Below are 12241 nucleotides of genomic sequence, written 5' to 3' on the forward strand. Positions count from 1 at the left end.
AAATGTGAAAATTGAATATAAAAACACTTCTACTTTAGAAGCTAAACCTGGAGATGTTGTAGTTTTTAGTGGAAGGTATGATGGTGGATTTGGACATACAGCAATAGTGTTGGATGGTAATTATGATGGTAAACTCATGTAGTTTCAAAGTTTAGATCAAAATTGGAATTTAGGTGGTTATAAAAAAAGTAGTAGCACATCGTGTGATACATAATTATAACTACGATATGATTTTTATAAGGTCTAATAAAGAGGCATAAATGAATTTGAGGAAAGAGAGTATTAATGATTTGAATTTTACAACTTTAGAATTAAATGAATTTGAAATTTTTATGAGAAAATAATTTTTCGCATTATACTCAGATTGTAGAGTTATATAAATATAGGAAAGCTCGAAATTTAGTGGTTCATATTGTCGGTGTCAAAGAAAACGGTAACGTAGTTGCTGCCTGTATATTAACTGATGCTCGTATATTTAAGGTGTTTAAATACTTATATACCCATCGAGGACCGGTGATGGATTTTACTAATTTAGAGTTAGTTGAATTTTTCTTTAAAAAATTTACGCATTATGTAAATATGCGAAGAGATGTTTTTATACTAGTTGACCCTTATGTCTTGGAGAATATAAGAAGTGCTGATGGTGAGATTATAGAACACTTTAACAATAAACAGTGATTCAAGGTGATGAATAAATTAGGATACCAACATCAAGGTTTTACAACTGGCTATTCAGCTATGAGTCAAATAAGATGGCATTCTATATTAGATTTAAAAGATAAAAGTGAACAACAATTATTAAAAGATATGTCATATCAAACTAGACGTAACATTATGAAGACAATTGAAATGGGTGTGCAAATAAAAACTTTATCAATTAAAGAAACGAATAGATTTTATCGACTGTTTCACATGGCTGAAGAAAAATATGGTTTTCATTTTCAAGAAGAACCTTATTTCAAACAAATGCTTGATATTTATGGTGGTAAAGCATGTATGAAGCTAGCTTTTATTGATTTAAATAAGTATATAAATTTATTAAAGCAACGAGCGATAGAATTAGAAGAGAAAGTGACTGAAATTAAACAATCATTTAAAGTGAATGCTAATTCAAAAAAGGCAAAAATAAAATATCACCAATTCAATCAACAACTAGAGAGCTTTTATAATAAAATAGCAAAAACTGAACAAGTAATCATTACGGATGGTACATTACTTGATTTAGCTGCTGCATTGTTTATTTATAACAATCACGAAATGTGCTATTTATCAAGTGGTTCTAATCCTAAATACAATGAATTTATGGGTGCCTATTGTCTGCAATGGGATATGATACGCTACGCAAAAGAGAAAGGCTTAGAGCGTTATAATTTCTACGGCATAACTGGCGACTTTGGTGAGAATGCAGAAGATTATGGTGTCCAACAATTTAAAAAAGGATTCAATGCGTTTATAGAAGAATATGTTGGTAATTTTATTAAGCCAGTAAATAAATTGCTCTATAAATTATATCAAAAGTAAGTGAATCGATTTATTTAGTGCTAAGGTAACAAAATTTAAAGTAATCTGGGGATTTTAGGTTTCAGATTTATGTATAAAATGAGCATGAAGACAGTTTACATAATTCAATATTAAAATTACTCATTAAAAGTTATTAAATTTTATCCATCAAATGTCTTTTAATTGAAATGTGATATACGACATAGTTGTCTTATAATGTTTTTAAAGGAGACGACTTCATGACTAACAACAACATATTACTTTTGAAATTAATTTGGCTAGGTTATACGACCCAACATATTCATCATTTATTAAAATTAAATCCTGATTTTTTTAAATTCTCTTATACTGATCAAATAGATACAATAAGAAATTGGGACAGAATGTTTCATAATGACGATTTTATTGATAAATTTAATAATTTAAATGAAAAAGATATTTTGTCATTTTTGCAGAATCACAAAGTAAGTTTTACAACACCGTTTAATACTAATTATCCTCGACTGTTAAAAGAAATTTATGATTATCCGTTTGTCCTATTTTACCAAGGTGACCCCCTTTTATTAACATTCTCCAATACATTAGGTGTGGTGGGCTCAAGAAATGCAACAGAATACTCAGCTAAAGCCATGCAATACTTATTTCCTAAATTTAAACAAATTCCACTAACTATTATTTCTGGTTTGGCAAAAGGTGCTGATAGCATAGCACATCATTTTGCTATAGAGTATCAATTACCTACAATAGCTGTTTTAGGTTTTGGTCATATGATGCATTACCCTAGAGAAACGCAAAAATTACGCAACATAATTGAAGAAAAAGGTTTAGTTATTAGTGAATATCCGCCACTTACTAGTGTTAGGCGATATCACTTTCCGCAACGCAATCGTTTGATAAGCGGTCTTTCAAAAGGGGTTTTAATAACTGAAGCAAGTGTTAGAAGCGGTAGTCAAATTACAATTGATTGTGCATTAGAGCAAAATAGAAATATATATGTATTACCAGGTTCAATATTTAATCCACTAACAAAAGGTAATTTGAAACGAGCTCAAGAAGGTGCGATGATTGTAACCTCTGCTGATGATATCCTATGTGATTATAAATAGATATCATTAATGATTCATTCTAGAGTATTAAAAATCTATATTTAATTCTAATTGATAGCTAAAAATAATATTAAAAAGTGTTTAAAATGAACGTTAATAGAATTTAAACATTGACAAAATCAAAATTGACCGTTTATCATTTATCTTTAGTAATTGAAATAGCAAGGGGGAATTCACTTTGGCAGATAATTTAGTCATAGTTGAGTCGCCTGCAAAAGCGAAAACCATTGAAAAATATTTAGGTAAAAAATATAAAGTTATAGCTTCTATGGGACATGTTAGAGATTTACCAAGAAGTCAAATGGGTGTCGATGTAGAAGATAATTATGAACCGAAATATATTACGATACGCGGTAAAGGTCCAGTTGTTAAAGACTTAAAGAAATATGCTAAGAAAGCAAAAAATGTCTTTCTTGCGAGTGACCCTGACCGTGAAGGTGAAGCGATTGCTTGGCATTTATCAAAAATTTTAGAACTTGATGATTCAAAAGAAAACAGAGTAGTATTTAATGAAATTACAAAAGATGCGGTAAAAGAAAGTTTTAAACATCCACGTGGCATTGAAATGGATTTAGTCGATGCACAACAAGCACGCCGTATATTAGATAGATTAGTTGGATATAATATTTCACCAGTATTATGGAAGAAAGTGAAAAAGGGGCTGTCTGCAGGGCGAGTTCAATCTGTAGCTTTAAGATTAGTAATAGATAGAGAGAATGAGATTCGTAACTTTAAGCCTGAAGAGTATTGGTCTATAGAAGGTGAGTTTAGATATAAGAAATCTAAATTTACTGCTAAGTTTCTTCATTATAAAAATAAACCATTTAAATTAAAAACAAAAAAAGATGTTGAAAAAGTTACAGCTGAATTAGATGGAGACAAATTTGAAATTACAAATGTTAATAAAAAAGAAAAAACTAGAAATCCTGCTAATCCATTTACCACTTCAACATTACAACAAGAGGCAGCTCGTAAATTAAATTTCAAAGCGCGTAAAACTATGATGCTCGCGCAACAATTATATGAAGGTATTGATCTAAAACGACAAGGTACAGTTGGATTAATCACATACATGAGAACTGACTCTACACGTATATCACAAACCGCTAAAGACGAAGCGAAACAATATATTGAAGATAAGTATGGTAAAGATTATCTTTCAAATAGAACTGCTAAGGGTAAACAGGGTGACCAAGATGCCCATGAAGCAATTCGACCAACAAGTACTTTACGTACACCTGATGAAATGAAAGCATACTTAACTAGAGATCAGCATCGTTTGTATAAATTAATATGGGAAAGATTTGTAGCAAGTCAAATGGCACCAGCAATTTTAGACACTGTTGCTTTAGATGTTACCCAAAACAACATTAAATTCCGAGCTAATGGTCAAACAATCAAATTCAAAGGTTTCATGACGCTTTATGTAGAAGCCAAAGATGATAAAGATAATGAAAAAGAAAATAAATTACCTAACTTGAATAAAGGTGATGAAGTGACTGCAACTCAAATTGAACCAGCGCAACACTTCACTCAGCCACCTCCACGTTATACAGAAGCACGTTTGGTTAAAACGTTAGAGGAATTAAAAATTGGTAGACCTTCTACCTATGCACCTACGATTGACACAATACAAAAACGTAATTATGTAAAACTTGAAAGTAAACGATTTGTACCTACTGAATTAGGTGAAATTGTATATGAACAAGTAAAAGACTATTTCCCTGAAATAATTGATGTAGAGTTTACTGTTAATATGGAAACGCTATTGGATAAAATTGCTGAAGGAGATATCGGCTGGAGAAAAGTAATTGATAACTTTTACGGAAGTTTCAAATTAGACGTTGAACGTGCTGAGGAAGAAATGGAAAAAGTTGAAATTAAAGATGAACCTGCTGGCGAAGATTGTGAAGTTTGTGGCTCTCCTATGGTTATTAAAATGGGACGATATGGTAAGTTTATGGCGTGCTCAAATTTCCCAGACTGTAGAAATACGAAAGCAATCGTGAAAACTATTGGCGTAACTTGCCCTAAATGCAAAGATGGAGATGTCGTTGAAAGAAAATCTAAGAAAAATAGACTTTTCTATGGTTGTTCAAACTATCCTGAATGTGACTTTATTTCTTGGGACAAACCTGTTGGTCGTGATTGTCCTAAATGTAATCATTATTTAATGGAACATAAGAAAGGACGCAGTTCACAAGTTATTTGCTCAAACTGTGACTATAAAGAAGAAGTTCAAAAATAGATAATAAATTAAGGAGGAAAACCATGAGTCAAACTGTAAATATAGTTGGCGCTGGACTAGCTGGTTCAGAAGCCGCTTATCAATTAGCTCAACGAGGTATCAAAGTGAATTTGATTGAAATGCGCCCAGTTAAGCAAACGCCAGCACACCATACTGATAAATTTGCAGAATTAGTATGTTCTAACTCACTACGAGGCAATGCATTAACTAATGGTGTGGGTGTATTAAAAGAAGAAATGAGAAGATTAGACTCATTAATTATCTCTGCTGCTGACAAAGCAAGAGTTCCTGCTGGTGGTGCATTAGCAGTTGATCGACATGATTTTTCTGGTTATATTACTGAAACTTTAAGAAATCATCCTAATGTTACTGTTATTAATGAAGAAATTAATAGTATCCCTGAAGGATATACAATTATTGCTACTGGTCCATTAACTACAGAAAATTTAGCTAAAGAAATCGTAGATATTACAGGTAAGGATCAACTTTATTTTTATGATGCAGCTGCTCCAATCATTGAAAAAGAATCGATTGATATGGATAAAGTGTATCTAAAATCACGTTATGATAAAGGTGAAGCAGCCTATCTTAATTGTCCTATGACAGAAGAAGAATTTAATCGCTTTTATGATGCAGTACTTGAAGCAGAAGTTGCACCAACAAATGAATTTGAAAAAGAAAAATATTTCGAAGGATGCATGCCTTTTGAAGTAATGGCTGAACGTGGACGCAAAACACTATTATTTGGTCCTATGAAACCTGTTGGTCTTGAAGATCCAAAAACAGGTAAACGTCCATTCGCTGTCGTTCAATTACGACAAGATGATGCAGCTGGAACGCTATATAATATTGTAGGTTTCCAAACTCATTTAAAATGGGGCGCACAAAAAGAAGTAATTCAACTTATCCCTGGTTTAGAAAATGTTGATATCGTACGGTATGGTGTGATGCATAGAAATACATTTATAAATTCTCCAGATGTATTAAATGAGAAATATGAGTTGATTAAAGAAGATAGAATTCAATTCGCAGGTCAAATGACTGGTGTTGAAGGATATGTTGAAAGCGCAGCAAGTGGACTTGTTGCTGGGATTAACCTAGCTCACAAATTACTTGATAAAGGTGAAGTTATTTTCCCTAGAGAGACAATGATAGGAAGTATGGCTTATTACATCTCCCATGCTAAAAATGAAAAGAACTTCCAACCTATGAACGCTAACTTTGGTTTATTACCTTCACTTGAAAAACGGATTAAAGATAAAAAAGAGCGTTACGAAGCACAAGCTAACAGAGCGCTCGAATATTTAGAGAATTATAAGAAAACACTATAATTATAGTGATTGAACTAGAATAGAATTTATTTCGAATTCATTGTTTTAGTCGCACGTTCAAGTTATTTCAATCTTTTAAGTAATTCTCAAAAGATTTTGAATTCTATAGCTAATTATTTTAGTCCCTTTCATGTTATATGCTACAATGCATATGATGGAGGGGATTTTTAAGTGGAAGAAATCCAAGTTACATTCTTAAATATGCTCAAAGTTGAGAGAAATTTCTCCGCCCATACATTAAAATCATATCATGATGATTTAGTACAATTTAATCATTTTTTAGAACAAGAATTACTAAATCTAAGAACATTTGAATATAAAGATGCTAGAAATTATTTAAGCTATTTATATTCACAGAATTTGAAACGTACTACTGTATCAAGGAAGATTTCAACTTTAAGAACTTTCTATGAGTTTTGGATGACACAAGATGAGACAATTATAAATCCTTTTGTACAACTCGTTCATCCTAAGAAGGAGAACTACTTGCCACAGTTTTTTTATGAAGAAGAGATGGAAGCATTATTCGAAACTGTAGCAAAAGATACAAAAAAAGGATTACGGGATCGCGTTATTCTAGAATTATTATATGCAACGGGTATACGTGTTTCTGAGTTAGTAAATATCCAACTTAAAGATATTGATATGTCTTTACCTGGTGTGAAAGTACTAGGAAAGGGAAATAAGGAACGGTTTGTTCCGTTTGGAGAATTTTGTCGTCAAAGCATTGAACAATACTTAAGCGAATTTAAGCCTATACAACATACCAAACATTCATTTTTATTAGTTAACATGAATGGCGCCCCTATAACAGAGAGAGGTGTTAGGTATGTTTTAAATGATGTTGTTAAACGTACAGCAGGGATTACGGAAATTCACCCCCACAAATTAAGACATACGTTTGCAACACATTTACTTAATCAAGGTGCAGATTTAAGAACGGTACAATCTTTGTTAGGACATGTTAATCTTTCGACAACTGGAAGATATACACATGTTTCTAACCAACAATTACGTAAAGTGTATTTAAATGCACATCCTCGAGCGAAAAAGGAGAGTAAATAAATGAGTAAAACATCATTACATGCAACAACTATTTATGCCGTTAGACATAACGGTGAAGCAGCGATGGCTGGTGATGGACAAGTTACACTAGGTGAGCAAGTTATTATGAAGCAAACAGCGCGCAAGGTCCGCAGATTATATGAAGGTAAAGTGTTAGCTGGATTTGCTGGTAGTGTAGCTGATGCCTTCACTTTGTTTGAGAAGTTTGAAACAAAATTACAACAATTTAGTGGTAATTTAGAACGTGCAGCTGTTGAACTAGCTCAAGAGTGGCGTGGTGATAAACAATTACGTCAATTGGAAGCTATGTTAATTGTAATGGATAAAGATGCAATATTAGTGGTTAGCGGAACTGGAGAAGTCATTGCACCTGATGATGATTTAATTGCGATTGGCTCAGGAGGCAACTATGCTTTAAGTGCTGGAAGAGCATTGAAGCGTCATGCAAGCCAATTATCTGCTAAAAAAATGGCTTACGAAAGTTTAAAGGTTGCATCTGACATTTGTGTGTTCACAAATGATAATATTATAGTGGAAACACTTTAACTTTTAAAAATATGGAAATGAATATAAATGGATGTTAATTAGGTTGGAGGTAAAATATATGGATGCAAACGGTATAAAATTAACACCTAAAGATATCGTATCTAAATTAGATGAATATATAGTTGGGCAAGATGATGCTAAACGAAAAGTTGCCATTGCTCTAAGAAATCGCTATAGAAGAAGTTTGCTTGATGAAGAAACCAAACAAGAAATCGCACCTAAGAATATTTTGATGATCGGTCCAACTGGTGTTGGTAAAACTGAAATAGCAAGACGTATGGCTAAAGTTGTAGGAGCGCCATTTATTAAGGTGGAAGCTACTAAGTTTACTGAAGTAGGATACGTTGGACGCGATGTTGAGAGTATGGTTCGTGATCTAGTCGATGTAGCTGTAAGACTTGTTAAAGATCAAAAGAAAGATTTGGTTAAAGACGAAGCAGTTAATAAAGCTAATGAAAAGTTAGTTAAATTACTTGTACCTAGTATGAAGAAAAAAGCGTCAAATAATAGTAATCCTTTAGAGTCATTACTTGGTGGTGCAATTCCAAACTTTGGTAATAATGATGATGATGAAGAGGAAACACCTACAGAAGAAATTAAAACTAAACGTTCAGAAATCAAAAAACAATTATTAGATGGTAAACTTGAAGAAGAGAAAGTTAGAATTAAGGTAGAACAAGATCCAGGTGCGCTAGGCATGCTCGGTACAAATCAAAACCAACAAATGCAAGACATGATGAATCAACTCATGCCTAAACGTAAGGTTGAACGTGAGGTGCCAGTTAAAACAGCTCGTAAGATTTTGGCCGATGATTTTGCCGATGAATTAATTGATCAAGAAACTGCAAATCAAGAAGCGCTTGAGTTAGCAGAACAAATGGGTATTATCTTCATCGATGAGATTGATAAAGTAGCAACGAATAACGCTAATAGTGGTCAAGATGTTTCAAGACAAGGTGTACAACGAGATATCTTACCAATTTTAGAAGGTAGCATGATTCAAACTAAGTATGGTACTGTAAATACTGAACATATGCTATTTATCGGTGCTGGCGCGTTTCACGTATCGAAACCAAGTGATTTAATACCTGAATTACAAGGACGCTTCCCAATTAGAGTAGAATTAGAAAGTTTAACTGTTGACGATTTTTACAGAATATTGACTGAACCTAAGCTATCACTCATCAAACAATATGAGGCATTGCTTCAAACAGAAGAGGTCACTGTGAACTTTACTAAGGAAGCGATTACAAGATTAGCTGAAATGGCATATCAAGTTAACCAAGACACTGATAATATTGGTGCACGTCGTTTACACACAATCTTAGAGAAAATGCTTGAGGATTTATCTTTCGAAGCCCCTAGCATGCCAAATGCTGTAGTTGATATAACACCACAATATGTTGATGATAAGTTGAAATCTATTTCAACAAATAAAGATTTAAGTGCATTTATTTTATAATATAAATAAAGGAGAAATTTTATGAGCTTATTATCTAAAACTAGAGAATTAAATACACTATTACAAAAACATAAAGGTATTGCAGTCGACTTTAAAGACGTTGCTCAAACAATTAGTAGCGTTACAGTAACGAACGTATTTATTGTTTCACGTAGAGGTAAGATTCTAGGTTCAAGTTTAAATGAACTTTTAAAAAGTCAAAGAATTAACGAAATGTTAGAAGGTAAACACATTCCTAGTGAATATACAAAACTATTAATGGACGTTAAACAAACTGAATCTAATATTGATATTGATAATGAATTAACTGTATTCCCACCTGAAGATAAAGAAGTATTTAGTAGCAGTCGTACAACTGTATTTCCAATACTTGGTGGTGGCGAAAGATTAGGAACATTAGTACTTGGTCGTGTTAAAGATGACTTTAACGAAAATGATTTAGTATTAGGCGAATATGCTGCAACTGTTATTGGAATGGAAATACTTCGTGAGAAACATAATGAAGTAGAGAAAGAGGCGCGTGATAAAGCGGCAATCACTATGGCAATTAATTCATTATCTTATTCTGAAAAAGAAGCAATTGAGCATATTTTTGAAGAATTAGGTGGTAATGAAGGCCTATTGATAGCTTCAAAAGTAGCAGATAGAGTAGGTATCACTCGCTCAGTAATCGTGAACGCGTTACGTAAACTTGAAAGTGCTGGTGTAATCGAATCACGATCCTTAGGGATGAAGGGTACCTTTATAAAAGTTAAAAAAGAAAAATTCCTTGATGAATTAGAACGAAATAAATAATTTTGATTTAAATCGATAATGCAATAACCAACATTCAACTGTTGCAAGTATGTAATATTATTTGTAACAGTTTTTATTATGAAAAATGTGTATTGCATTATTTCTTTAATGAAATTAACATTGCGCATTATATAGAAATATGATATTATTGTTTTCGGCTATAAAAGCCAATACACACATGATAAACGTACATTTAAAGGGTGCAATTAAATTAATTGTCTTTATATGAGTTTATTATGGAGGTAAATAACCACTAGGAGGAATTTAAAATGGCAGTAATTTCAATGAAACAATTACTAGAAGCCGGTGTTCACTTCGGTCACCAAACACGCCGTTGGAACCCAAAAATGAAAAAATATATCTTCACTGAGAGAAATGGTATCTATATCATTGACCTACAAAAAACAGTGAAAAAAGTTGAAGAAGCTTATAACTTCATCAAACAAGTATCTGAAGATGGCGGTAGAGTCTTATTCGTAGGTACAAAAAAACAAGCACAAGAGTCAGTTAAAGCTGAAGCAGAACGTGCTGGACAATTCTACGTTAACCAAAGATGGTTAGGCGGAATTTTAACTAACTACAAAACAATTTCTAAACGTATTAAACGTATTTCTGAAATTGAAAAAATGGAAGAAGACGGTTTATTTGACGTTTTACCTAAAAAAGAAGTTGTTGAACTTAAAAAAGAATACGACCGTTTAATCAAATTCTTAGGCGGTATTCGTGATATGAAATCTATGCCTCAAGCATTATTCGTAGTTGACCCTCGTAAAGAGCGTAACGCGATTGCTGAAGCACGTAAATTAAATATTCCAATCGTTGGTATTGTTGACACTAACTGTGATCCAGATGAAATTGATTACGTTATCCCAGCGAACGACGATGCTATTCGTGCCGTTAAATTATTAACTGGTAAAATGGCTGACGCTGTCTTAGAAGGTCAACAAGGTGTTTCTAACGATGAAGTAGCTGCAGAGCAAAACATCAATTTAGATGAAAAAGAAGAATCTCAAGAAGCAGAATCAACTGAAGAAAATACTACTGTTGAATCAAACTAAGATATAGTTTAAATGGGTGATAAGATGTAATGCTTATCGCCCTTTTTTCAAATAATAAAAAATAATAATTAAAGTTTACTAGAGTATTGGAAATTATAGTGACTTTAATGGTAATATTTAGGTATCATCTATTATTACAATTAGAAATATTGGAGGAATAATTAATGGCAATTTCAGCAAAACTTGTTAAAGAATTACGTGAAAGAACTGGCGCTGGTATGATGGATTGTAAAAAAGCGCTAACAGAAACTGATGGTGACATCGATAAAGCGATTGATTACTTACGTGAAAAAGGTATCGCTAAAGCAGCTAAAAAAGCAGACCGTATCGCAGCTGAAGGTTTAGTACATGTTGAAGTTAAAGGAAATGAAGCTGCTATCGTTGAAATCAACTCTGAAACTGACTTTGTAGCTCGTAATGAAGGCTTCCAAGAATTAGTTAAAGAAATTGCTAATCAAGTTCTTGATAGCAAAGCTGAAACAGTAGATGCTTTATTAGAAACTAAATTATCAAGTGGTAAAACAGTTGATGAAAGAATGAAAGAAGCAATCTCAACAATCGGTGAAAAATTAAGTATCCGTCGTTTCGAAATGAGAACAAAATCTGATAACGATGCATTTGGTGCATACTTACACATGGGTGGACGTATCGGTGTGTTAACTGTAGTTGAAGGTTCTACTGATGAAGAAGCTGCTAAAGATGTTGCTATGCACATCGCAGCTATCAATCCAAAATATGTTTCTTCAGAACAAGTTAAAGAAGAAGAAATCAATCACGAAAGAGAAGTATTAAAACAACAAGCATTAAATGAAGGTAAACCTGAAAACATCGTTGAAAAAATGGTTGAAGGTCGTTTACGTAAATATCTTCAAGAAATTTGTGCAGTTGATCAAAACTTCGTTAAAGATCCAGATCAAACAGTTGAAGCTTTCTTAAAATCTAAAGGTGGTAAACTTGTTGACTTCGTTCGCTATGAAGTAGGCGAAGGTATGGAAAAACGTGAAGAAAACTTCGCAGATGAAGTTAAAGGTCAAATGAAATAATCTGTCGACAAGATTTACAAGAAAGAAGACACCTTTGAGGTTTTCTATTATAAAGTGATACTTTATGTTAGAAGGCGCGTCAGTGTC

The 12241-nt window shown here is 32.8% G+C and carries 9 protein-coding genes and 2 pseudogenes; all 11 read left to right on the top strand.

All coding sequences use genetic code 11. From position 1 onward, the window contains the following. Positions 1-16: 16 nt before the first annotated feature. A pseudogene (locus tag HMPREF2715_RS12185) lies at positions 17-260 on the top strand (CHAP domain-containing protein); the annotation flags it as partial. Positions 261-290: 30 nt separating this feature from the next. Next, a pseudogene (locus tag HMPREF2715_RS02340) lies at positions 291-1521 on the top strand (aminoacyltransferase). A 218-nt stretch (positions 1522-1739) separates the two neighbouring features. Continuing rightward, positions 1740-2606, top strand: coding sequence for a DNA-processing protein DprA (gene dprA, locus HMPREF2715_RS02345; RefSeq protein ID WP_070442298.1), 867 nt, complete (start codon positions 1740-1742; stop codon positions 2604-2606). A gap of 178 nt (positions 2607-2784) precedes the next feature. After that, on the top strand, positions 2785-4854 hold the full coding sequence (gene topA / locus HMPREF2715_RS02350; protein WP_070442300.1) for a type I DNA topoisomerase: 2070 nt from the start codon (positions 2785-2787) through the stop codon (positions 4852-4854). Between the two features lie 23 nt (positions 4855-4877). Further along, complete coding sequence (gene trmFO / locus HMPREF2715_RS02355; RefSeq protein ID WP_037537326.1) at positions 4878-6185, top strand: FADH(2)-oxidizing methylenetetrahydrofolate--tRNA-(uracil(54)-C(5))-methyltransferase TrmFO; 1308 nt, start codon at positions 4878-4880, stop codon at positions 6183-6185. A 201-nt stretch (positions 6186-6386) separates the two neighbouring features. After that, entirely contained in the window at positions 6387-7250 is an 864-nt protein-coding gene (gene xerC, locus HMPREF2715_RS02360) for a tyrosine recombinase XerC (protein WP_276311345.1), read from the top strand. Then, a complete protein-coding gene (gene hslV, locus HMPREF2715_RS02365; RefSeq protein WP_070442306.1) occupies positions 7251-7796 on the top strand; it encodes an ATP-dependent protease subunit HslV in 546 nt (181 codons plus the stop codon). It begins immediately after the preceding gene. A gap of 58 nt (positions 7797-7854) precedes the next feature. Continuing rightward, on the top strand, positions 7855-9258 hold the full coding sequence (gene hslU, locus HMPREF2715_RS02370) for an ATP-dependent protease ATPase subunit HslU (protein WP_070485025.1): 1404 nt from the start codon (positions 7855-7857) through the stop codon (positions 9256-9258). 21 nt (positions 9259-9279) lie between these two features. Then, a complete protein-coding gene (codY, locus tag HMPREF2715_RS02375; protein WP_070485026.1) occupies positions 9280-10053 on the top strand; it encodes a GTP-sensing pleiotropic transcriptional regulator CodY in 774 nt (257 codons plus the stop codon). Between the two features lie 269 nt (positions 10054-10322). Next, positions 10323-11111: a 30S ribosomal protein S2 gene (gene rpsB, locus HMPREF2715_RS02380; protein ID WP_011275944.1), complete on the top strand. Its 789-nt coding sequence runs from the start codon at positions 10323-10325 to the stop codon at positions 11109-11111. A gap of 164 nt (positions 11112-11275) precedes the next feature. Continuing rightward, positions 11276-12154 (top strand): translation elongation factor Ts, encoded by an 879-nt coding sequence (gene tsf / locus HMPREF2715_RS02385; protein WP_070442311.1) that lies wholly within the window; start codon positions 11276-11278, stop codon positions 12152-12154. The last annotated feature ends 87 nt before the right edge of the window (positions 12155-12241 follow it).

This window comes from Staphylococcus sp. HMSC062A01, assembly GCF_001836805.1.
In the GTDB taxonomy this organism is placed as follows: Bacteria; Bacillota; Bacilli; order Staphylococcales; family Staphylococcaceae; genus Staphylococcus; species Staphylococcus haemolyticus.